The sequence below is a fragment of the Anaerococcus obesiensis ph10 genome (assembly GCF_000311745.1).
Taxonomy (GTDB): domain Bacteria; phylum Bacillota; class Clostridia; order Tissierellales; family Peptoniphilaceae; genus Anaerococcus; species Anaerococcus vaginalis.
The window spans coordinates 70,982-95,326 of record NZ_HE978533.1; the positions used below are offsets into that span (position 1 = coordinate 70,982).

Consider the following 24,345-nt stretch of genomic DNA (forward strand, 5'->3'; position numbering starts at 1 on the left):
TCAATCAACTGTTTAAAACTTTAACATCTGCTTAAAATTGAGTATTAATATTTCAATACATCAAATGTTATCAATCAACAGGCTATTATCTTTATACTAGGAGAATGTTTAAGATATTTCAATACATCAAATGTTATCAATCAACCAGCGATTATAGTTTGAAAGATGTTTTGCGATTAAAATTTCAATACATCAAATGTTATCAATCAACGCACTTAAAGATTTATTTAAAGCAATAGTATCTTGATTTCAATACATCAAATGTTATCAATCAACCAAGATTTTTCTTTGGATTATAGGGGCGATTTGTTATTTCAATACATCAAATGTTATCAATCAACTGAAATTGTCCAGGACTTAAAGACTTGTTTAAAGCTAATTTCAATACATCAAATGTTATCAATCAACGGATATATTCGCAAATTGGAAGTTACATATAATAGATTTCAATACATCAAATGTTATCAATCAACTACTTTTATTGCTATTACTGTTTGGTATGGTCTTAAATTTCAATACATCAAATGTTATCAATCAACGTAAAAGTATAAGCCGTAAGCCAATAATGTAATCCTATTTCAATACATCAAATGTTATCAATCAACAAATGCAGCATGATTAAAAGTATTAATATCATAACCATCTATTTCAATACATCAAATGTTATCAATCAACAATCTTTAAAAGACAATCCACTTACCAAAACTTCAGATTTCAATACATCAAATGTTATCAATCAACCTCTTTTGCTAGATGAGTCTAGTCAAATTAAGAAATTTCAATACATCAAATGTTATCAATCAACACATAAAACATTACTTGGTTATTCTGATTCTGTTTAATTTCAATACATCAAATGTTATCAATCAACTACCTACGCCCCAAGCACCCGCTATTACTTCTTTTGATTTCAATACATCAAATGTTATCAATCAACAGAAGACTTATCTAGTAATATGATTATATGCGTTCTATTTCAATACATCAAATGTTATCAATCAACTCTGGAATAAATTAAAATATCAACAAAAAAATATGTTATTTCAATACATCAAATGTTATCAATCAACTGAGCTTAAAAAGATTAAAGATTTTACACTTTTACTATTTCAATACATCAAATGTTATCAATCAACCCTGACCAAGAATAACCCAAGGCTGATTCACTCGTTATTTCAATACATCAAATGTTATCAATCAACGTCAAAATCTCCACTAAAAAAGCACCTCTAAACAGATTTCAATACATCAAATGTTATCAATCAACTTTTAGATAATAGAACGACTGAGGATTGTAAAGACCTATTTCAATACATCAAATGTTATCAATCAACGGTGGATTTAGTACCACAAAAAGGAGAATGTACTTTAACATTTCAATACATCAAATGTTATCAATCAACTGTATCATCATTTTTAGTAATATCTTCTAAAATTTTTTCTATTTCAATACATCAAATGTTATCAATCAACCAACGTAAAATACACAATTATTTTACTCTTACACCTTAAATATACCCTTTTTACAATATTTTCATTTTTTTTACCAGCTAATCCAATTTTTTTACTTTGTTTATTTTTAGAGTTTTTTATAATTTTGCTGGGAGTTATAAGATCAAATCTTCTTCTAATGATTTGTATTTTCCTATAGTTTCTTCTTCAAAGGATTCTTTGTTGTACATTTTTATTATTGTTACAAAGTCTTCTTCTTTTTTTATTGTTTTTTCAATTTCTCTTTTTAGAGCAATAATTTTTGACGGGCTTATTTCTCCTCTAAATACTGAATTTTGGTGGTGAGTTAAATATTTTTTGCAAATTTTAAAGACTTTATTTACTCTTTTTTCTCCAACATCATAGAATAGAAATACATAATTGTAATTTTTCCCCATCAATATTTCCTTTCTAATAAATAAGGTTCGAATTCTTTGTCTTCTAGTATATATTTTATTAATTTATAGCAATCTAGTTTTATTTGTGTTTGATAGCTCACATTTCTTTTTAATTTTTCATTTTTAAATTTTGTTTCTATTCTTTTTTCAAAAGCTGCTATAAATATTTTCTTACCTTCATCATTTAAAATACAATAATTTTGCTCTTTTAAAAAATGATCTTCTACTCTAATTTTTCTATTATTTACCAAATCAAATATTGTTTTAAATACTATTATAGGCTTGAAAGCTTCACTCATATCTAGGGAAAGAGAAAATCTTGATTCACTTGGTTCGTGTAAATAACTTATGGCTTGATTTAAGTGAGTCCTGTAGATTGCTGTTATAGTTTTTGTGTATAAAAGTGAGTTTCCAAATGATATTAGGGCATTTATTGGATTATCAGGAGGTCTTCTTACTCTTTTATTCAAAATAAAATCTTCATTTAGAAAATATTTGAAAGAATCGTAAAATCCTTGCCAAATTTTTCCTTCTATATATAAAACTTGTTTTATGTTATTTGATTTTTCAAGCTCATTCGGAATTTCATTTTTTAGATAATCAAGGAAAGTTTTAACTTCTTTTTTATCATGTTTATAGTAATGATAAAGAACTTGGTAGATATTTTTCCCTATTGCTCCTACAATTTTTTTAGCTATTTCTATCCTTTTTTTATTGTATGCTTCTACTTGTTTGACTAAAAGTTTTCCACTTATATATTTTTCCCTTGGATAAAATGTTCCTGAATAGTTTCCATAATAATTAAAAAAATGTAGGACTATATGCTTACTTGCAAGAAAATCTAATAATTTTGTATTTATTGTAGTCTCACTTAGTATGTAAAGCTCTCTTATGCTTTCTATTGGTATATAAACATTTTTTCCATTTACTCTATAGCACAAGGAATTGTCTTTTCTTTTTATTTGTCCATCTGTTAAAAGATATTTTGTTTTTCCCATATTCCCACCTAGATTTTGCAATATTCATAATAGGCACATTTGGTACATCCCTTAATTTTTTTGAATTTTGGGATTTTTTCTTTTGAAATAAATTCTTCTATTTCTTTAAGTAATTTTTCTAGTTCTTTTTCTTTTTTATCATCTAAGTCCAAATATTCTATTTTTTTACCTTTATTGTTTTCAACAAATTCTAATTTTCCTTTTTTGACTATTCCTTTTTTCTTCAATATATAAAGATAATAGTAAAGCTGCCATCTAGCAGCTTCTTTGTCTGCATCTGACTTTTTTATTTCTACTAAATATTTATCTGTAATTTTATCAACTACTATATTGTCTATTTTTATCTCAGAATTTTTCTTGTTTTTGCTTTTATTTAGGTGGATTTCTTTTCCTATTTTTACAAGTTCACTGTTATCTTCGAAATTCAATTTATTTGCAAATAAATAACACTGCCTTTTGCAATGAAAATAATAATTTATTATTGTTCCATTCATATTATGTCCTCAAATTCATCATTTTCATTTTTATAGTTTAATCTTTCATTGTAAATATATTTTTCCCCATCTTCTATATAAACAAGATTTCCTATTATATCATTTGCTTTTCCAATATATTTTACAAAATCTCTTTTTGTAATTCTATATAGAAAATCTGACATTTGAGCTTTCTTTTCTGAAAGTTTTACAATTTTTTCACTATAATTCATATCTTTATTTTCAATAAGGTTTACGTATTGATCCCAAATTTCAAATCCATTTATTTCTTTTCCATTTATCCTTAAATTTCTATTTAAAAATAATTCAATCATTTGCCTATTATCATCAATTAATTCCATGTGTTTGGATATTTTTTCAAAATTTAATTTAATAAGGTCTTTTCCAAAATTTATATAGGCATATTCATCCCTATCATTTTTTGCTTTTTGTAATTTTAAGGCAAAATATCTAGAAAAATCTTTTGTTTCAAGATCTTTTCTTCTATCCTTATTTCTTAATGTCAAAATATCTTGGGCATTTTTATAAATTTTCTTTTCATCTGCCATATCAAAAAAATATGCTACAGCATCATTTTTTAAAGCCGATCTTCCAATTCTTCCCAAAAATTGTTCTTCATTTTCAAGCATAGATATATCTTTGTAACCAATATCCATGTCAATATCAATACCTGCTTCTACGACCTGACTCGCAATTAATATGGTTTTTTTAATAACTTCTCCACTTATCTGTCTGATAACTTGAGACTTTCTTCTCAAATTATCATCGCCTGTTAAAATCAAAATATTATATTGGTTAAAAAATTCCTCCTCATTTAAAATTTTAAAGAAATTTTCCGCATCTTTTTTTCTAATAAATTCAACCAATATTTTTTGATGGTTTCCTATATTTTCTTTCATGTGTTTTAAAAGATGATCATAGTCAATCTTTCCCAAATCTAACAAATCATAGTTTATTTTGACCCTATTTTTAAATAAAGGCTCATCAAAAATTTCTCTTGGATTTTTAATTAATTTTCCTATATTTTTCTTTTTATCATCATTTAATAAAGCTGATAAGTCAGGAAGAGTTGCTGACATTATAATTATTTTTAAATTAAAAATCTTTGCATAAATTTCCAACATTTCTATAATTTCATTCCACAAATCTTCTCTATAAGCTTGAATTTCATCCAAAACAATGACAGAATTTGTAATTTGATAAAGACCAAATATATTTTTTCTTTTGTTTGAAAAAAGCGTATTAAACAGCCCTACATTTGATGTGATGATAAATGGAGAGTGGAGAAACTGTCTATCCAATAAAGATTTTATATAATAATCCCAATCTCTCATAAAATCATCATTGTCACTTTTTCCAATTGGAGTTATTGAATTTATAATTGAAATTTTTTCTTCAATACTGGTTTTTTTATAATATTTTAAGAGGGTATTTTTATTTTGCTCCACCAAGGTATTAAATGGATAGGCATAGATTATTTTATTAATCTGATCATTTAATAATTTGAAAGATAAATTCATAGCAGTATTAGATTTGCCAGAACCTGTAGGAGCTTCTAGGAAAAATATATTCTTATCACTTTCCTTTTCTAAATTTTTTTCTGCATTTAGAAAAATTTTTGTCCTAAGATCATTTATATTTTCTTTTTTCTCATAAGACTTGCTTTTTTGGCTTTTTCTAATATTTTTTATAAGTTTCGAATTATTATATATTTTAATAAGGTCATTTTGGTCAATTTTTGGAAGCTTTGTCTTATATCCATTCATATAATCAGTTGTAGCATAAAAGTCAGATGAAACTAAAATAGAGTAGATTAGTCTTGTGTAGATGTATATTTCTTTTGATTTTGATTTTTTGAAATCTTTATAAGAAGAATCCATATCAAAATCATAGATTAAATCCATAATATCATTTGAAATTTCTTCAAAATCATCAAAAAATTCTTCTTTTATGTTTTCATCTTTCTTTAAATATTTTAAAGTTTTGTAAAATTTACTTGTTTCATCAATAAATAAATCAAAAAAATTATGAATTGAATATGAAAAGTCTGATAAATCACTATGATGTCTTGAAATTACAAAGGCATTTAAAAAAATAAGATAATATAATTTTTCTTTTAATTTATCATCAATTTTTAAGTTTCTAGTTTTTCCAACAAAAATATAAAGGTAAATAAATGATGAAAGTATAGAATGTTGACCTTCTATCCCCAAATCTGTAAGGTCTATTTCAAAGTTTTTTAATTTATTTCTTTGAAATCTAGAATTTATCTTTCCCAAATCGTGAAACAAAATTACTGAATCTATTAAATCTTTAAAATATGTATATCCTTCCTTTTCATCGAAAATACTTAGGAAAAATCTTTCAAAGACTTTCCCCAAGTTTTTTTCTTCTAGAATTTTTTTATAATATTTAAAAGTTTTATTTATGTGATCTTGTAATTTTTCTTTACTATCTCCAACTCCATCAATATGGGCTAGATAATTGTCAGAATTTTTAACTATAAAATCAAGTTTCATAAATTCCTTCTTCACTGTAAAAGACAAGTTTTAAATTATTATCTAAATCTTTAAATATGACATTTTTATCTGATTTTTTTCTAACTTCTCCATTACTTGCTAATGTTTTTTTTCTTATATATCTTTCGGTGTCTTCTTCTAAGAAAAACGGAAGATTTTCTTCATATTTATAAATCTTACTTTTTAGCCTTAGTTTAAAATCTTCATCCCAAAAAATGGAATTTATAATATTTTTATCACTTTTTTCTATATCAACAATTTCACAATCACTAATATTTGCCATGTGATCATTTGTTCCAAGATAAGGAGTAAAAATTGTTTTTTTATTTAAAATATATTCTTTTATCATTTCACTTTGGTCACTATCTAATAAAATATAAATTAGCCATGAAGGATTTTCTAGCCAAACTTGTTTTACTATTAGATTTCCACCTTCTTCATTCGATGCAAAAGCTGTAGAATTATTAAATATTTGCAACTTTTTATCAAAAATCCCATCATTTCCCTCTGAAACTATAGAAATTTTAAGATCTTTTAATTTTTTATAAAACTCAGGATATTTTTCCCTGCCTTTTTCGTTATATCCTTTGTACCCAACAATTGCTCCCAAAAGTCCTAGAAGGGCAACTCTGTGAATTTGTCCATAAGTATAATATAGATAAGTATTTACATCTGGCTGTTTGAAAAAACCTGTTTTCCCACTTAATCTAAATCTCAAAGCTTTCATATTAAGCCTCGATTTTTTCTCTTGTGTATATATTATAAATTTCTATATTGTCTGGAAAATCAACCAAGTCAATTTTTTCATTATCGTAATAAATTTGAATTTTTTCTATATCATTTCTTTCTTCTATAATAGATTTTCCTGTGAAAATTATCTTATCTTTTAAGTTTTCTTCAAAATTTTTTTCAAATTCAATGTAATTTGCAAGACTTGGAAGATAAGTATCTAATTTTGTTTCAACAAACATAGAAAATTCATTGTTCGCTCCTTCTTTTGCATTCGTTGCGTATGAAGTTGCAGAATCAATTGCTGCTAATTTGAATTTTTCATAATCTTTTTCGCTATAGCCTTCTGTAACTCCTAATTTTTTGTAATCATCATAAGCTTTTGGATTTATTACAAAAGAATAAAAATAATGAGCCTCATCTGATACAATTTTATTTCCTAAAGTAGAATTTTGAGCATCTTCTCCTGATTTACTTTTTTCTTTTGCATTAGGGTCTCTAAAAGGAGATAAAATTTGTTGATCTAGAGCCCTGCTATCTTCATATTTGTTCATCCCTTGGGAAATTTGCACAGCTCCAGTTATAGAAATATTATTTCCTTTTTCTGCAAAAGTAGCTCCAAAATTTTTTACATCTGTTGCAGAAAACAAGTTAGTCAAAATTTTTTCTGATTCACCAGACTTTATTTCTGTATCAAAAACTTGTTCATACCTTTCTTTTAAAGTTCTAGGTATTAGATTTCCTTTATTATCTATTATGTAACTTTTTATATAAATCACCTTCTCGCCTTGTTCAGACCATTTTTTCTTCATTGTATATTTTAAAGCCTTATCTGATCCAAAAATTTCACCAGAAGACAAAGATTTTGGAAATCCAGAAAAATCTGCATTCCAATTTGCCATCTTTGATCCTATACCAATAATTCCATAAACTCTCTTATTAAGCTCTGTCATTTTCTTCTCCTTCACTTAGTTTTTTTCCATAAAGATATGATTCTTCTAAAAATCCTGCCATTATCCACTTATCATCAGCCTTTTCCTTTTCAAATTCATAAACAAGAATTTGGCTTACTGCCCTGTTAAATCTTACATCTTTAGTGCTAATATTGTGGGCATAAGTTACAAGCAAATGTTTTAAATTTTCAATTATCTTAGAAGTTTTTTGTTCATCCAAGAAATTTCTAATAAAGGTTAAATTTTTATCGCTAATCTTTGAATGATTGAGCAATTTTCTCAAAACTTGTCCTAGGGCAAACAAAATTTCTTCATCACCTTCAAGAGAAATATCTCCTGCTGATTCTAATTTTCTTTTCATCTTTTCTTGAAAATCCATGTAATTTTCCTCCTTTTTTTTAAAATATTCTTTTAAAGATAAATAATAATTAAATTGAGTAATAGCCTTGGTCTTATAATCATTTGTAAGAGAATATTTAATAGAATCTTTCAAAAGCTTATCTAAGATCCTTACAACTTCTTTATTCTTATTATTTATTATTGCAACTTCCAGACTTTTTCCATAGTTTAAAATTATAATTTTGAAATTTAATTCTTTTATATTTAAATTATCCAAATTATACTTATTTCTTTGGTAATAATTATAGAAAAAAACTGCATCTATTTTATTTAAAAGTATATTTTTTTCAGTAACAAGACCGTATTTCTCTTCTCTTTTAGAAAAATCATCTGCCTTAGCATTTTCTGGCAAATACTCTTCAATATATTGGTTAATTTGAATTTCTATATCATCAAAATCATTTGAATAAATATTATAATCCAAAATAGCTGCCTCTTTTTTTTCAGGATACAAGAACAATTCAAATCCTATAAAATTCTTATTTTTTTCAAAACCTATTTCTTTATTTACTGTATTAAAATATATTTTGTTATTTCCTCTTTTTACAGATGAAGAAAGGTAAGAAAAAAATAAATTTTGTAGCTTTGCCGTATCCATACTTATTAGATATGGTTGTTTTACTTTTCTAGATAAATTTTCCAAATAAGGCTTTTTACCATCTATTCCTAAATTATCATCAGAAACACCAAAAGTTTTTCCATTAACTTCTATATTATATTTATTCTTATTAAATAAATTGGTAAGTAAATACCTATCTTGCTCTCTTTGGTAAGCTTTTTTTGTTTTTTCTTCATCTTCATAGACAAAAAATATTTTGAAATAATCTTTTGAGCTTGTATCAATATCAAAGATATTTTTATTATCAATATTTTCAATAAGCCACTTTTCGATTTTTTCAGCCTCATCTACATTGACGCCACCCAGTTTTTCTTCATTCTCCAAATAAAGATTTTTTGCATTTTTATCCTTATATTTTTTGAGTGGATTTTTTAAAATTGAAAAATATCTTTCTATTGCATCTTTATTAATCTTATCTTCATAAGAATTTTCCTTGAAGAAAAAACTATAATAATTAGAACTATGGATTGACTTTTTTGAATCTATTGGTTTTTGAGTATTTATAATGTTAGAATAAAAATCCAACTTTTTAATAAAAGAATAGTTCAATGGTTGATTTTCAATTTTCTTTTCTTTTTTGTTATATTTAATCTTAAAACTTGGACTTACTTCCCAAGGACCTTTTTCTTTCATAGTAACAAGATAATATTTACCGTCTTTGGGAATATATCCTCTCAAAACCATATCAGGATCTTCATCCAAATTTTTTTTAAAAATCTCCAAACATTCTTCTAGCACATAATCACCTCCTAAATTAAATATTTGTAGCCCAAAAATCCTGCCCCATAAGCTGCATTTTCGCTAAAAGTTACAGCAAGTGCAAAATAAGCTAGGTCTTGACTTCTTTTATCCATATTTATTTCAAGTTCAAGCTTATCTCCCAAAAGTTTTATGTTTTTAAATTTAAAAGCGATTGGCCCTTCATTTAAAAACTTAAGACTTGTATAAAATTTCCCCTCTTCTACATTTTCATCAATGAAAAATTTGTATTTTTTAATTAAATTGTCTGTAATTCTCTTTTCAAATTCTTCTAAAGTAAAATTATCTTTCCAATATCCAAAATCATTTTTTATTATTATAGGATTTAAGGTAAATAATTTTGAAATCGGTGATTTTGGAATTATCCTAACATCCACAGTCAAGTTTTTGAAAACCTTATCCTTGTAATCAGAAAACCCATTTAAAATATAATTTACAAATTCTTCATTAACTGACCTAATTCTATACTGATAAACCATATTTTTTTTGTAGAACTTTTTTATTGGATATAGATTATCGTGGCAATAGGATTTATAATTTTTTGCATTATGCATATTTAAAAATTTTTCATTTTCTGACAAATAAGAAATTATTGATTTTGAAATGAATTCCAAAGAATCTGATGAATCAATATCTTCTAATAAAAATGTTCTAATTTTTAGTTCGTAAACTTTCATTTTCACCTTCTTTATTGCAAATATATTTTTAAGCTGATTAATAAAATAATAATTAAAAATTTTACATCTCACGTTAATAATTAAACTCTTATCAATTTTCTTACTATTTAAAATTCATCTAATTAATAATCAACTCTAATAGTTTTTTACCCACGATAAATTTAATAAATCATTATAAAATTTTTAAAAAATTTCTCCCCCACACATTGTTAATTTTATATTAATGATTTATAATACCCCTAGAGATAGTATTTAAGTTTTAAAACTATACTCTTTTACACCATTATATTTAAATTTTTAAAAATGAGCTTATATATTTAGTGAGACTCAAAATATTTTGTTACTTGCGCAAGGTTTTTGTCTGTTTATTAAATATAAACTGCTTTTACCTTGCTTTTTTTAAGGAGATTTTATGGAAATTGAAATGTTAAAAGGAAAAATTCATAGGGCTACTGTGACTCAGGCTGAACTTGACTATGTTGGTTCTATTACTGTTGATGAGGCTTTGCTCAATGCAGCTGGAATTAGAGAGTATCAGAAAGTGCAAGTAGTTAATATTAACAATGGAAATCGAATTGAAACTTATACGATTGCTGGCGAGAAAGATAGCGGTGTTATTTGTTTAAATGGTGCTGCGGCAAGACATTTTTCGCCTAATGATTTGGTTATTATAATGGCTTATGCCTCTTATAATGAAAAAGATTTAGAAAATTATAGTCCGAAGGTTGTTTTTGTTGATGATAAAAATAAAATCAAAAAAATTTCATCTTACGAAAAACATGGAACTTTAGTGTAAATAAATTTTAGTGGTGTAATAGGCTATCTCTAAATATTTTTAGAGGAGAAGAAAATGAAAGTTATCAAAAAAATTGATGAATTGAGAGATGTTTTAAAGGATTTTAAAAAAGAGGGAAAATCAATTGGCCTTGTTCCTACAATGGGATTTTTGCACAAGGGACATGCAAGCCTAATTAAAAAAGCAGTTTCAGAAAATGACATCGTAGTTGTTTCTGATTTTGTAAATCCAATCCAATTTGGACCAAATGAGGATTTGGAGGCTTATCCAAGGGATATAAACGCTGATAGCAAATTGTGCGAAGACTTGGGAGCTGATTTTATTTTTAATCCTGAACCTTCAGAAATGTATCACGACAAAAAAGCCTTTGTTGATATTGAAGGTCTCTCTGATAATTTGTGTGGCGCAAGAAGAGCTGGACATTTTAGGGGCGTTTGTACTGTTTGTACAAAATTATTTAATATTGTTGGCCCTAATAGGGCGTATTTTGGACAAAAAGACGCCCAACAACTTTCAATCATCAAAAAATTAGTTTTTGATTTAAATATTCCAGTTGAAATTGTTGCTTGCCCAATTGTAAGAGAAGACGACGGACTTGCCATGTCTTCAAGAAACACTTATCTTTCAACTGACGAAAGAAAAGCTGCTCTTTGCCTTTCAAAAGCAATTTTTGAGGGGGAAAAAATAGCAAAGAATGGAGCAAGTGTAGGTGAAGTTTTGGAAAAAATGAAAGAAATAATTTCATCAGAAAAACTTGCAAAAATCGACTACATCCAAGCAGTTGACCTTGAAACAATAAAAGACGTGGACAATTTCAATAAAGATACCTTGGTAGCCATTGCAGTATATATTGGAAAAACTAGATTGATCGATAATTTTATTTATGAGGTATAAAGATGGAAAAATTTTCAAAAATTTCAGATAAAATAACTCAAAATATCGGTTTAATTATTGTAATATTTTCTGTTGTAGCCTATTTTATCCCAGATTATTTTTCTTGGATGACAAATTACACAACAATTTTTCTTGCCCTTGCCATGTTTGGAATGGGAACATCCATAGATTCAGATTCTTTTAAGAAAATTTTAAAAAATCCTAGGGATATTTTTATAGGAGCCTTGGCACAATTTACAATTATGCCCTTGCTTGCATGGATTTTAGCGGTAGGATTTGACGTAAACAAGGATATTGCCTTGGGAATAATTCTTGTAGGATCTTGTCCTGGAGGAACCGCGTCAAATGTAATAACTCACATAGCTGGCGGAAATGTTTCAATGTCAGTTTCTATGACAATTTTATCAACCCTTCTTGCCCCAATAGTTACACCATTTTTGGTTTATCTTTTGGCAGGAAGATGGGTTGAAGTTTCAATTTTAGCCATGTTTAAATCAGTTGTTACAGTCGTTTTAATACCAGTTTTGATGGGAATTTTTGCAAAAAATTTAAGCCCCGAAAAAATGGAAAAATCAAAATCAATTTTCCCATTAATATCATCCCTTGCAATTATTTTAATAATTTCAGGAATAATCGGAGCAAATGCAGAAAAAATTGCAAAATCTGGACTAATCGTTTTATTAATAGTAATGATTCACAATGCCCTAGGACTTTTATTAGGACTTGGCGTTGCAAAAATTTTCAAAATGGATTACGACAAGCAAACAGCCCTTTCAATCGAAGTTGGAATGCAAAATTCAGGCCTTGCAATCCAACTTGCAACAGCAAATTTTGCCCTAAACCCACTAGCAACCCTTCCAGGAGCAATTTTTTCAATCTGGCACAATATTTCAGGTTCAATTTTCGCATCAATCAGAAGAAAAGACGAAAAAGATCTTGCCTTTGCTAGGGAAAGATAATTATAAAAAAAGATGAGGAAATTAATCCTCATCTTTTTATTTTATATTTCTTGCTTTTGGGAGTTTCCTCTTATATCAACTTCTATTATTTTTTCAAGATCATCATTTCTGTAACCGTAAAAATAATTTGTTAGGTTTGCTGTTGAGCATGAGTGGTTTGGAATTATTTGGATTCTTTGTCCAACTTTTAATCCCTTTTTATCATCTTGAACTTTTCCTACTTCTTCTGATAGGGATTCTATTAAAGAATTTTCATGTCCAACTATAACTCCATGGCCCTTTATCGAATCATTTCCGTGTGCTCCCTTATCAAGTCCCAAACATTTTGCTCCTGCATCTATCATAAAGGTATTTTCTCTTGGGTTTGATGTGACTGATGCCAAAACTCTTAGGGCACAGTCTTTTTCTTTTGCGATACCCAAAGACATTTGAATCGCATCCAAAAATACATAATTTCCTGGATGAAATACATTTATCGTATCATCTTTTACAGCCTTTAGATATGTTGGGGTTGATCCTGAAGTCACATATTTTATTTCATATCCTTCATCTTCCAAAACTTTTTTTGCATAAGCCAAAGTTTCTATTTCATCTTGTACAAATTTGTCCACTTCTTCTGGAAGAGAAGCTGAATAAACATGGCCCGGATGGGATGATATTCCTACAAAATTTAAATTTTCAAAATCTTTCATTTTTTCGGCAAACTCTAGAATATTTTCTTTTTCTATCCCAAATCTATTTAATCCACAATTTACAATAATGGTGTAATTGATTTTTACCTTTTCTTTACAAGCTTTTTCGTTTATTAGTTTTCCTGTTTCTAGATTATCAATTCTTACTATAAAATTGGTTTTTTTGGATAAATTTATTATTCTTTCTATTGCAAGTTCATCTGAAACTGGATAGGCATACATGATATTTTCAAATCCAGCATCCATTGATTTTTCACACTCATCCAATGTTCCACACAAAACGCCTGTCGCCTTATTTTCTTTTTGCATTTTTAAAATTTCGCTTGATTTGTGTGTTTTAATCATTGGCCAGATTTCTTTATTATTTTCTATAGCCAAATTGTGAAATTTTTTTATATTATTTTCTAAAGCATCAAGATTTAAAATTATTGATGGTGTTTTTAATTCATTTAATTTCATTTTTTCTCCTTATTAAAGAAGTATTAATTTTAAAACAAAAACTACTGCCAAACCTGTTAGAGCTTGAAGAACTGATGCTATTGAGAATGATTTATATCCAAGACCTGTATCGATTTCTAATGTTGAAGTTGCTACCCAGAAGAAATCATCGTTTGCGTGGAAAATCATAGAACCACCAGATGCACAAGCGAGCATCGCAATAACTAGTCCCATTGGACTTGAAATTCCTAAAACTCCTAAAAGTGGTGCAAGCATACTTGCTGCTGTAACCATAGCAACTGTTCCTGATCCGATTGCTGTTCTAAATATTGCTCCAATTATAAATGGCGCGAGTATTCCTATATCTATTCCTGAGAAAAAGTTTATTAAAATATCTTGTAATTGTGATGCTCTTAATATTCCTCCAAAAGCTCCACCTGCTCCTACTATCAAAACTATTTGTCCAGCTGTTTTTAAAGCTTCTCCAAATCCGCCATCAAATGTATGAATTTCTTTATCATCTCTATTTAAATTTTTATAAGAAATTAGTGCTATGATCATTCCTATTAACAAAGCAATCATTGGTTCTCCAATAAAGCTTATTATATTTAATAAAGTATTTGCACTTTGTTCATCTTTTGTCATCATGTCCGCAAAAGTTTTTACTAGCATCAAGACAATTGGCAAAACTATTGGTGCAAATGACATAAATACTGATGGTAATTGTTGGTCTTTTTCAATTTCCATTTCATGTTTTGGTTGAACATAGTATTTTTTTCCTATAAATTCTCCATAAAAATGTGCAACTAACATAACTGGTATTGATACTAATGCGCCAAAAGCTATTACGTATCCTAAATCTGCCCCAACAATTCCTGCAACTGCAAGTGGACCTGGTGTTGGTGGAACAAACATATGTGTTGCATGAAGTCCCATTGTTAACGAAACTGCTATTGATGTCATAGAAATTTTTGTATCTTTACTAATTCTTTTTGCGATTGGTGCAAGAAGAACCACTGCTGCATCGCAAAATACTGGAATTGATACAAAATATCCTGTTATAGCAAGACCCAAGGCAGCGTGTTTTTCTCCTGTTATTTTTAAAATTGTTTGAGCCATAGTTTCTACAGCCCCACTTTTTTCAAGCAAATATCCTGTAACTGTCCCAATGGCAATAACAATTCCAATTCCTGCTATGGTTGATCCCATGTTTTCTTGGAAAGCTGTTAGCATATCAGAAAGTGGCATTCCAGAAATTATTCCAAAAGAAAATCCTGCTGCTAATAGAGCAAAAAATGGATGCAATTTTAATTTTACTGTAGCAAATATCAATATAAATAATGATAAAAATAAAGCTACGACTGTTAAGGTTGATGTGTTCATTTTATCCTCCAATTATAAATAAGTTTTTAAATATTTTTCCATTATTTCATCTGGAACTAGTTTTCCACCTGTTGCCCAAGCAAAATGATTTATATTTTCTTTAATATCAAGCAAATTATTTTCTTCCAAATATTTTCTACTTTCCTCATACTCAAATAATTTGATAGGTCCTTCAAAGGCAGAACAAGCTGATGGTTCAATTTTTATATCTTCGCTATTATTTAAATCTCTCATATAATCAAATAATTTGTTATCGTTCATTGTAAAAATTCCAGAAATTATAGGCTCCATTACCTTTCCAACAAAACCGGATGGTCTTCCAACAGCAAGTCCGTCTGCTTCTGTTTTTCCATCAATTCCAAAATCTTGTACGCAAATATCTCCATTTAATCCTGTAGCCATTCCAATCAACATAGATGGGGCATGAGTTGGTTCAATGTAGAAAATGTGGCAAGAATCTCCAAAAACTTTTTTAAGTCCAAAAGAAACTCCGCCTGGTGATCCACCAACTCCACATGGAAGATAGAAAAATGCTGGATGGTCTTTGTCAACTTTTATTCCTTGATCTTCTATTTGTTTTTTAATTCTATTTGCAGCAACTGCATAGCCCAAAAATAGGGTAGAAGAATTTTCATCATCAACAAAATAAGAATTTGGATCTTCGTCAGATTTTTTTCTACCAAGCTCAACTGCCTTTGTAAAATCTCCATCATATTCTACAACTTCAGCTCCCTTTGATCTTAACAAGTCTTTTTTCCATTGTTTAGCATCATTTGACATGTGAACAATAACTTTAAAACCTAAAGTTGCTGAACTAATTCCAATAGATAAACCAAGATTTCCAGTAGATCCAACTTGGATTGTATGTTTTGAGAAAAATTCCCTAAACTTATCACTAGCTAAAATTCTATAATCATCATCTTCTTTTAGCATTCCAGCTTCCATTGCAAGTTTTTCAGCATGGTATAAAACTTCATAAATTCCGCCTCTTGCCTTAATAGATCCAGCTACAGCCAAGTGAGAATCCATTTTCAAATATAAGTTTCCTTCCAAAGAAGTTTTTCCCTTTAAAACTTTTTCCATATTAGGAATTTTTTTAAGAGGAGATTCAATAATTCCATTTGTAGCTTTCGTATCGTCAAAATATTCCATCAACAAAGGAGCAAATCTTTTTAATCTGTCCTCAGCATCTTTTATATCGTTTTCATCAAAAGGAAAATTTTTCCAAACTTCTTCGCCAGTTTTTTTCTTTTTATTAATCCAAACTGTTTCCTTTTTTTCTGCCACTTCTTTTAATACCGGTTCTCTTTCAACAAATTTCGTGATGTCCATTTTTACCTCCTAATTAAATTATATTAAACTTTATTTAATTTAATTTAATTCTATCACAGAAGAAAACATTGTCAAGCTTTTATAAAAAATAAAATCAATGGTATAATAATAAAGCAAACAAAAATATAGAAAGGGTGATTAAAATAGATAAGCTAGGATCAAATATAAAAAAATTTAGAAGTATAAAAAAATTATCACTCAAAGAACTAGCAAAAGAGATTGACGTATCTCCATCTATGCTTAGCCAAATCGAAAGTGGGAAGGCAAATCCTTCTTTAAATACACTAAAATTAATTTCAAAAAATTTAGACGTTCCAATGTTTACTTTATTTGAAGAAGAAAACAAAGAAGCTGCTATGATTGTAAAAAAAGAAAATAGAATAAGAATTACAAGTGGCAGAGCAAATTCAGACGAATACCAACTAAGCTACGATCTTTTAAGTCCGGATATGAAAGGCGATGTGCAACTTTGTGAAATGAAACTTTCAGGTTTTCAATATAATTCAGATGATTTTAATATACATAAAGGAGAAGAAGTTGCAGTTTGTTCGCTTGGAAAAATAGAATTGATGTTAGAAACAGGCACATACCTACTTCAAAACGGAGATTCAGTAAGAATCCCAAGCGGAACAAAACACAGATGGAAAAACCCAGGAAAAGAAGACTGCGCAATAATATTCGCCATAAGCCCACCAATTTTTTAAATTAAAAAAGACCTTTAATCTAATTAATAGATTAAAAGTCTTTTTTTTATTTCTTCTTAGCCTTATCCCAAATATCAAGATAAGATTTGTAGAAAGAAAGATCTTGGACAGTTTCCAAAACTCCTAAATAATTTCCGTTCTTATCCCTAACTGCATAGTAGGTCACAGCGTGGTCATTGCCCTTTATGTTTTTTATGATTTGAAATTTATCCTTGCTACCTTTTTTAAATTCACCGATAAGCTTTCTTACAATTGGCTCAACTTGGGGTGGGTGACATGAATAAACTTCTCTTCCCAAAGATGTCTTAGCCCTTTTAAAAATTTTTTCACTCTTTATATTATTATAATAAGCATTTATATCATTTTTATCTACAAAAGTTATCTCAATTTCTAAAGTATCAAGAAGAGCCTCAAGCTCGTCAACTTTCATCTTTCCCTTAGAAAAATTAATATATCCATCCATAGAATCTTTCTCATTATTTGTATTTTCTCCATCATCCCAAATTTCTTTTTTGATTATATCATCAGGATAATCTTTCAAATCCTCATAAAGACCTAAAAAATCTTCATTTGAAATCACATCTTCCATCAAAGGATACAAGATATTTTCTTCCTTATAAGTCATCTCCCTTGCTCTTTCAAATACTTTTTTGACATCATCAAAATCAGATTTTTTGAAAGCTTTTTTGAAATTTTTAGAAATTTCAATATCAACTCCCCACATAATTTCAGATGGGCCTGGCTTATTGTAATTTTCCTTTAACAAAGGATAAATCAAATCCCCCTTTTTCCTATAATGTGAAGTGATTTTATTAGAAATATCTTTAATTTTTTCCAAATCTTGACTGTTTTCTCCTAAATCGATAAGTTCTTTAATTTTTTCATTTTCCAAAAAGAAAAACCTAAGAGGATGACCAGAAATATTAATTAATTTCAAATCCTTTCCTCCTTCACTTTCCGTTTTCCCATGAAAAAGTGAGGAATGTACATCACAAAGCCTTTGAACATCAGCCCTATCAACTCCCCCTTCAAGAAGAGCTTCCTCAGCATCCATAATTTCAGAAGATGAAACATTTTCGAAATTTTTTACAAAATCCTTTCTAACACTTTCAAGATCCTCACCCTCTGACAATCTTTTTACATAAGATTTAATCAGATTTCTTCTATTTTTAACTTCAAAATCATCATAAGAGTTTATAATTTCATACCCCAAATCTTCTAACTTTTTGTCAACATTGTCAATTCCAACCATCTTTGCCCCGCGTCTAATAGACATTTTTTTGCCCATAGTTTTAAGCATAAGAGGATTGGAAAGATTTTTAAAACCAAGACCTATAAGATCTTCTTTCAATTTATCATCACGATTAACTAAATCATAAATCGCCTTATTAATATCAATTTTTTTAGCCATAATATCCTCCAATATTATTATACTCTTCAATTGATAATGTCTATTATTTAAATAAAAAAAGCAAGATTTATCTTGCTTTTTAATCTATTATCCTACTATATTTTTTAAAACACCAATTTTCTCAATTTTCATTTCAATTTCATCATACTTTTTCAAAAATCTAGGAGGATCAAAGGCCATTCCAACTCCAGATGGAGTACCTGTTGCTATGATAGTGCCTTTTTTTAAGGTCATAGCTTCCGACAAATTTTCAATCATTCTATCAACAGATAAAATCATATTTTTTGTGGAATTTTCTTGTCTAATTTCTCCATTAATTTTTGTGCTTAGCTTCAAATTGTCATAATCAAAATTTCCATCATTAATAAGTATGCAAGGTCCCATTACTGATGACCCATCAAAACTTTTCCCATAATACCATTGTTTATACTTGGTTTGAAGATCTCTTGCTGAAAGATCGTTAAAAATAGTAAAGCCAAATATATAATTTATCGCCTCATCTGCTTTTATATTTTTACAATCTTTACCAATTATCACTCCTAATTCTATTTCGTAATCAAGACATGACGTTATTTTTTCATTTAAAGGAATATTTTCTTCATTTCCAAGAATTTTATTTGCTCTCTTAGAAAAATAAATTGTATCAACGTCTTTTGTAAAATCTTTTTTGGAAACAAGCTCTACCTCGTCTTTGTGGTCTGTATAATTCATGCCCACACAAATTATATCTTGCTTTGGATATTCTATTGGACTTAAAATTTTATAGGTTTTTTTGACCTCTTTTGCCTTTGATAAATCAAGTTTTAATAAATCAATTCCAGATATTATAAGATCATTTATGTCTTTAAATTTATATCCTAAACTTTCTAGTAAATATACTTTTTCTTTTTCCTCAATTAAAATTTTTTTATGATTTTCTATTTCTACATAAAAAACTTTCACTATAGTCCCCTATCTGCAAAATCTAAATTCAAATTTTGTATTTTTATTATATCTTCTAAAATTTCTTTTTGTTCCAAAAGAACTTTCGCTATTTCTTTTTCCGTTTTTTCTGTCTTTCTAAACATAGGATAAGTAGCTGACATAGCCGCCTTTATTTTTCCACTTTCTCTAATTGGAACAGCTACGCAAGATGTATTCATTGTGAATTCTTGATTTTCAACTGCATATCCAAGCCGTCTTACTTTATGTATGTCTTTTAGTAACTCATCTACATTGCCTATAGAATTTTCCGTATATTTTACAAAATCATAATTTTTGTATTTTTCAATTATTTCTTGATCGCTAAAACCTGACAACAAAGCTTTGCCCAAAGCGGTATAGATAGCTGGTATTTTTTTGCCTACTGAACTTACAATTTCTATATTATCACTAGCATTAACTTTTCCTAAATAAAAAACCATGTATTCATCCAAAACACCAAATTGTACAATTTCTCCTATCCTATCAACAACTATTTCCATTTGTTTTATAATTGTAGATAGGCAATCAAGTTGTCCAGAATATGATAAACCTAATTGAAAAAGTTTAAAGGATGCTACATAGCATCCTTTATCATTTTTTTCTAGAAAATTAGTTTTTTCCAAGGTTTTTAAAATTGGACTTAATGTGCTTTTTGGTATAGCTAGTTTTTTTGATATATCTATTAATGAGATTCCATTCTCGTAATTATTTACTAACTCAAGAATTCTTACAACTCTTAATGTGGGATTGTGTAATTTTTCAACCATGATGACTTCACCTCTCATGGTCTATTATAACACAACTATTTTATTTGTTCGTATTCTTTAACTACATCTTCCAAAATTTTTCTACCTTTTTCATAAATATCTTCTGATAATTGATTATAAGGAAAAATTGATTTTGATGAAATATCAACTCCTCTTACTCCCATCAATCTTTTAAATAAATGTGAAAAATTACTATCAAGGTCATATAAAGGCATCAATTTGTGAATTAAAGTTGATAATTCATAAACTTTATCAAAATTTTTATCTTTTGTAGCTTTAATTAAATCAGCCCATAGATCAGGAACTAGATTAGCTAATGCACCAATACAACCAGCTCCGCCTGTAGTTAAATTGTACAAAAATTGATCATCAAAACCTGAATAAACTTTGGTTTTTTACCTTCTGTACTTCTTAAAAGCCTATTTGTATGTAGAGGATCCATAACAGAATCTTTCAAACCAACAATATTATTATTTTCATTTACTAATTTAGCATAAGCTTCTCCAGAAATTGAATATCCACTTCTTGCTGGGAAATTATAAATATAAATATCTCCATCAACTTTTTTAGCCAATTCATTATAATAAATGAACATTTTCTCATCATCAGTTCCAAAATAATATGGCCCAATAACCATAACTCCTTTATAGCCGATTTTTATAGCCTCATTACTAAGCTTAACGGTATCCTCAAATGATGGACAATTACTGCCTAAATACAAATCCACTCTACCATTTGTATAATCATAATAATCTTTTGCAAATTGCAACTTATCTTCATAATCAAGTACGGTAAATTCCCCAGTACTACCAAGGACAAGAATACCATCAACTCCACCATCAACAAGAAAATCAATAACTTTTTTATTCTCCTCAAAATTAGGCTTCTCATTTTCGTCAAAAACCGTAACAACTGGCACTATTATTTCACACATAAAAACCTCCTAAAATATATTCTAATCTTCTAAAATTTTTATTTTTTTAAACGAAATTAGCTCCCCTTTGAATAGCAAGTTCAGTATATCCCAAAGTTTCTGCTTTAGTCAATTTACCATTACAGAAATCAATCATTTCATCAAAATATTCATCCGCCAATTCTTCCATTGTTTTTTCTCCGTATATAGTTGGACTTGCATCCCAATCCAAGTTATCTGACATAGTCTTTGCAGTTTCTCTATTTCCAGTTATTTTTACGACTGGAGCTATAGGATTTCCTGTAGGTGTCCCTCTACCTGTAGAAAATACAACTATTTGGCATCCTCCTGCAATCATTCCAGCTACAGATGATGGATCATTTCCTGGAGTATCCATTATTACTAGGCCTTCTTTTGTTTCTAATTGTTTTGAATAATCATAAACACCATTAACGGTTGTAGTACCACCTTTATGGATACATCCTAGTGATTTTTCCTCTAAAGTTGTCAATCCACCCTCTTTATTTCCAGGAGATGGATTTCCTTCTCTTACTTCTTCTCCTGTATTTTTTATTATGTGGTCTTCAAATCTATGAACTATATCATAAATTCTTTTTTTAACTTCATCATTTTTAGCTCTTCTTGCCAAAATATGCTCAGCTCCAATAAATTCTGTTGTTTCACTTAAAACAGTTGTACCGCCATTTTCAACCATTTTGTCTGATAAATTTCCAATTAAAACATTTGATGCCAAACCACTTGTTGGATCTGATCCACCACATTCTGTTCCCATAATAAGTTCAGAAATTGGAACTTCTTCTCTTCTTAGCATAGAAGCTTCTGCTGCAAATTCTTTTGCATATCTTGTAGCCTTTTCTATCGCTTTTAATGTTCCACCTTCTTCTTGGATTATTACAGATTCCATTGGTTTATTCGTTCTTTTTTCAATTTCTTTTTTAACCAAATTTAATTGAGCATTCTCACAACCCAAAGAAACTAAAACGGTAGCATAAATATTAGGATTTGCAGCAAATCCTGCCAATGTATCAAGGGTATACTCAAAATCTTTACCTAATTGAGAACAACCCAATTGCATATTAAAAGTAACTGCTTCTTTGACTTGACTTGCAATTATTCTAGTTGTATCAGATGCACATACTGAACATGGTAAAACTAAAATATGATTTCTAATTCCAACTCTTCCATCGCTTCTTTTATATCCCCAAAAAGTTTTTGTCATTTTATTTCTCCTTTTATTCTATAGCCTCAAGATCTTCACGACGACCTTCAGTATTATGATCATGAACGTGTTCGCCAATTTTTATTTCTTTTATAGCAAATCCTATATGTTCTCCATATTTTATTACAGGTTGTTCAATTTCTATATTTTTAATTGCTATTTTATGATAAATTTTAATATCATCTAAAGCCTTTAAACTTTTTATTTCTCCATCCAAATCTTTATACTCAACAACTTCATCTTTTTTTATAGGTTCTATCGCTACGATTACATTATCTCTATCATTTATAATTACAGAATTTATCATATCATTCTCCTAATCTTATTTTGCTTTCCAATCTTTTTTGCTAAAGTCTTGTCCTTGTCGTGGATATTTAGGACATCCGTATTTTTTTGCCCACCAAGCTGTTATTATAGGTATTAATATAGCTGTCATAACTGTAGATGCCGCAACTTGAGTTGTTGCTGCTGTAACATATGGTGCCCAACTTGCATCAATTGATGCTACTACTGCAGGTACAGCAATCGCATTTCCTGCAGTTGATGAAACAGCCCAACCTGCATAGCCAGGTCTTTTATTGAAAATTCTATCACACAAAACGACGAATGGTCCACTTATGCATACTGTAATTATTCCCAATAATATTCCAGGAGCTCCTCCAGCAACTATTCCTTTTACATCAATACCAGCACCCAAAGTAATACCAACAAATGGTAAAAGTAATCCTATACCTGGTTCTAAAAATTCACTCATTTTCTTATCTATATTTCCAATTATCATTCCAAAAATTATAGGAACTATTACCGCTATTAAAGATGTTATAGGAATTTGTGCTAATCCACTAGCTCCTAAGGTAACCAATGTTAAAAATGGTCCATCATTAATTGCTAACAAACTCATTGCTGTTTGATCAACTTCATCTCCATACTCAACATTTAATGCCAAATACATTGAACCATTTGAATTTGTTATTGCACTTATTATTGCAAGAGTTGTAAGTCCAAATATACCTACCATACCAAAAGCTTTTCCTACAATTATTCCTATGATAGCTCCAATAGCATATTTAGATAAAAGTAACACTCCACCTCTTCTTACTACTTCCGCTAATTCTTTAACCCTTAATTGGGCTCCCATACAAACTAATTGAACACCTAGAACAGCTGCTGTTCCTGCACTAGTAAAAACAGCCGTAGTAAATGACCCTATTTGTAACATATCTGGGAAAAATGTATTTATAAGAGCAGATAGAAACATTGGCACTATCATCATTCCCGCCGGAACTTTCTTTAAAAATTTTAAAATCATAATTATCTCCTATTGTTATATTAATTTTACATAAAGACAAGCATTTTATTACTTAGTAAAATTTTTCAAATTTTCTGTTCAATAAATATTGCTCCTTGTTTACTTATATAGAAATCTTTTTTACATTTTTTAGTAATTCAAATATTTTTTAATTTCATATATAAGTACTGCTACCTTTCTAACTTTCTAATATTATAAATTTTTGGCAATTCATAATATTTTATGCAATTATGCTCAGTATCTCCCTCCATCTTAAATTTAAATTGGCCTTTTTAAATTTGTTCGTATTTGCGTTTTTATATGTATATACGTCTTATGCTTATAATATAACTCACTTTAAAATCGATGTCAAGGATTTTAATTCATTTTTTCTGTATTATTTTGTCTTATTAATTTTTTTTATTTAAATTTCAAATTTAAATTTATCAAATTTTGTTTATTCAACTAAAAAAACAAGCGATGTCTTCGCTTGTTTTACTTTTTACTATTCATAATCTACAACACTTAC

The 24,345-nt window shown here is 28.4% G+C and carries 23 protein-coding genes and 1 CRISPR repeat array (1 of these 24 running past the window's edge); of the genes, 4 read left to right on the forward strand and 19 right to left on the reverse strand.

Translation table 11 applies throughout. The annotated features are described in order from the left end of the window. A CRISPR array of direct repeats spans positions 1–1,473; the repeat unit is 30 nt; unit sequence ATTTCAATACATCAAATGTTATCAATCAAC; it begins 1,208 nt to the left of the window's first position. 134 nt (positions 1,474–1,607) lie between these two features. Genes cas2 through HGAG_RS09630 form a run of 8 tightly spaced genes read right to left on the reverse strand, consistent with a single transcriptional unit; the run spans position 1,608 to position 10,036 of the window. Beyond that, positions 1,608–1,889 carry a CRISPR-associated endonuclease Cas2 gene (cas2, locus tag HGAG_RS09595; RefSeq protein WP_019118938.1) on the reverse strand — a complete coding sequence of 94 codons (282 nt, stop codon included), beginning with the start codon at positions 1,887–1,889 and terminating at the stop codon, positions 1,608–1,610. Next, positions 1,889–2,887, reverse strand: coding sequence for a type I-B CRISPR-associated endonuclease Cas1b (gene cas1b, locus HGAG_RS09600; RefSeq protein WP_019118939.1), 999 nt, complete (start codon positions 2,885–2,887; stop codon positions 1,889–1,891). The genes cas2 and cas1b overlap by 1 nt, the downstream gene beginning before the upstream one ends. Positions 2,888–2,895: 8 nt before the next feature. Further along, entirely contained in the window at positions 2,896–3,381 is a 486-nt protein-coding gene (cas4, locus tag HGAG_RS09605) for a CRISPR-associated protein Cas4 (RefSeq protein WP_019118940.1), read from the reverse strand. Beyond that, complete coding sequence (locus HGAG_RS09610; protein ID WP_019118941.1) at positions 3,378–5,900, reverse strand: CRISPR-associated helicase/endonuclease Cas3; 2,523 nt, start codon at positions 5,898–5,900, stop codon at positions 3,378–3,380. The genes cas4 and HGAG_RS09610 overlap by 4 nt, the downstream gene beginning before the upstream one ends. Continuing rightward, positions 5,890–6,627, reverse strand: a complete 738-nt coding sequence (cas5b, locus tag HGAG_RS09615; RefSeq protein WP_019118942.1) for a type I-B CRISPR-associated protein Cas5b — start codon at positions 6,625–6,627, stop codon at positions 5,890–5,892. The genes HGAG_RS09610 and cas5b overlap by 11 nt, the downstream gene beginning before the upstream one ends. Position 6,628: 1 nt before the next feature. After that, a complete protein-coding gene (locus HGAG_RS09620; protein WP_019118943.1) occupies positions 6,629–7,582 on the reverse strand; it encodes a type I CRISPR-associated protein Cas7 in 954 nt (317 codons plus the stop codon). Next, the gene (locus tag HGAG_RS09625) at positions 7,569–9,338 is read right to left on the reverse strand and encodes a hypothetical protein (RefSeq protein ID WP_019118944.1); all 1,770 of its coding nucleotides are present in this window, start codon (positions 9,336–9,338) and stop codon (positions 7,569–7,571) included. Before HGAG_RS09625 ends, HGAG_RS09620 begins: the two co-directional genes overlap by 14 nt. Before the next feature lie 11 nt (positions 9,339–9,349). After that, positions 9,350–10,036 (reverse strand): CRISPR-associated endoribonuclease Cas6, encoded by a 687-nt coding sequence (locus HGAG_RS09630; protein WP_019118945.1) that lies wholly within the window; start codon positions 10,034–10,036, stop codon positions 9,350–9,352. 412 nt (positions 10,037–10,448) lie between these two features. Between HGAG_RS09630 and panD the strand changes: the two genes are divergently transcribed. Genes panD through HGAG_RS09645 form a run of 3 tightly spaced genes read left to right on the forward strand, consistent with a single transcriptional unit; the run spans position 10,449 to position 12,685 of the window. Beyond that, positions 10,449–10,832: an aspartate 1-decarboxylase gene (panD, locus tag HGAG_RS09635; RefSeq protein WP_019118946.1), complete on the forward strand. Its 384-nt coding sequence runs from the start codon at positions 10,449–10,451 to the stop codon at positions 10,830–10,832. Positions 10,833–10,886: 54 nt separating this feature from the next. Further along, complete coding sequence (gene panC / locus HGAG_RS09640; RefSeq protein ID WP_019118947.1) at positions 10,887–11,726, forward strand: pantoate--beta-alanine ligase; 840 nt, start codon at positions 10,887–10,889, stop codon at positions 11,724–11,726. A 2-nt stretch (positions 11,727–11,728) separates the two neighbouring features. Next, a complete protein-coding gene (locus HGAG_RS09645) occupies positions 11,729–12,685 on the forward strand; it encodes a bile acid:sodium symporter family protein (protein ID WP_019118948.1) in 957 nt (318 codons plus the stop codon). Positions 12,686–12,726: 41 nt separating this feature from the next. Here the strand turns inward: HGAG_RS09645 and HGAG_RS09650 are convergent, their stop codons facing one another. The 3 genes from HGAG_RS09650 to dsdA are packed head-to-tail and all read right to left on the reverse strand — an operon-like array spanning position 12,727 to position 16,530. Further along, positions 12,727–13,836 (reverse strand): alanine racemase, encoded by a 1,110-nt coding sequence (locus HGAG_RS09650; protein ID WP_019118949.1) that lies wholly within the window; start codon positions 13,834–13,836, stop codon positions 12,727–12,729. A gap of 12 nt (positions 13,837–13,848) precedes the next feature. Further along, positions 13,849–15,198, reverse strand: a complete 1,350-nt coding sequence (locus HGAG_RS09655) for a GntP family permease (RefSeq protein WP_019118950.1) — start codon at positions 15,196–15,198, stop codon at positions 13,849–13,851. A 12-nt stretch (positions 15,199–15,210) separates the two neighbouring features. Then, on the reverse strand, positions 15,211–16,530 hold the full coding sequence (gene dsdA / locus HGAG_RS09660) for a D-serine ammonia-lyase (RefSeq protein ID WP_019118951.1): 1,320 nt from the start codon (positions 16,528–16,530) through the stop codon (positions 15,211–15,213). 134 nt (positions 16,531–16,664) lie between these two features. Here dsdA and HGAG_RS09665 point away from each other — a divergent pair, with 134 nt between their 5' ends. Then, the gene (locus tag HGAG_RS09665; protein WP_019118952.1) at positions 16,665–17,234 is read left to right on the forward strand and encodes a helix-turn-helix domain-containing protein; all 570 of its coding nucleotides are present in this window, start codon (positions 16,665–16,667) and stop codon (positions 17,232–17,234) included. 46 nt (positions 17,235–17,280) lie between these two features. On the opposite strand, the gene HGAG_RS09670 is transcribed toward HGAG_RS09665, so the two are convergent. The 8 genes from HGAG_RS09670 to HGAG_RS09700 form a co-directional block, all read right to left on the reverse strand. Next, the gene (locus HGAG_RS09670; RefSeq protein WP_019118953.1) at positions 17,281–18,645 is read right to left on the reverse strand and encodes a DUF438 domain-containing protein; all 1,365 of its coding nucleotides are present in this window, start codon (positions 18,643–18,645) and stop codon (positions 17,281–17,283) included. Positions 18,646–18,732: 87 nt separating this feature from the next. Beyond that, positions 18,733–19,587 (reverse strand): fumarylacetoacetate hydrolase family protein, encoded by an 855-nt coding sequence (locus HGAG_RS09675; RefSeq protein ID WP_019118954.1) that lies wholly within the window; start codon positions 19,585–19,587, stop codon positions 18,733–18,735. Further along, positions 19,587–20,375, reverse strand: coding sequence for an IclR family transcriptional regulator (locus HGAG_RS09680; protein ID WP_019118955.1), 789 nt, complete (start codon positions 20,373–20,375; stop codon positions 19,587–19,589). The genes HGAG_RS09675 and HGAG_RS09680 overlap by 1 nt, the downstream gene beginning before the upstream one ends. A 35-nt stretch (positions 20,376–20,410) precedes the next feature. After that, positions 20,411–20,734, reverse strand: coding sequence for a dihydrodipicolinate synthase family protein (locus HGAG_RS12335; RefSeq protein WP_208853652.1), 324 nt, complete (start codon positions 20,732–20,734; stop codon positions 20,411–20,413). Further along, complete coding sequence (locus HGAG_RS11000) at positions 20,722–21,309, reverse strand: dihydrodipicolinate synthase family protein (protein WP_208853653.1); 588 nt, start codon at positions 21,307–21,309, stop codon at positions 20,722–20,724. The genes HGAG_RS12335 and HGAG_RS11000 overlap by 13 nt, the downstream gene beginning before the upstream one ends. Before the next feature lie 46 nt (positions 21,310–21,355). Next, positions 21,356–22,528, reverse strand: a complete 1,173-nt coding sequence (locus tag HGAG_RS09690) for a UxaA family hydrolase (protein WP_019118956.1) — start codon at positions 22,526–22,528, stop codon at positions 21,356–21,358. 13 nt (positions 22,529–22,541) lie between these two features. Next, positions 22,542–22,835 (reverse strand): UxaA family hydrolase, encoded by a 294-nt coding sequence (locus tag HGAG_RS09695; RefSeq protein ID WP_019118957.1) that lies wholly within the window; start codon positions 22,833–22,835, stop codon positions 22,542–22,544. A gap of 15 nt (positions 22,836–22,850) precedes the next feature. After that, on the reverse strand, positions 22,851–23,837 hold the full coding sequence (locus HGAG_RS09700) for a 2-keto-3-deoxygluconate permease (RefSeq protein ID WP_019118958.1): 987 nt from the start codon (positions 23,835–23,837) through the stop codon (positions 22,851–22,853). Positions 23,838–24,345 lie beyond the last annotated feature (508 nt).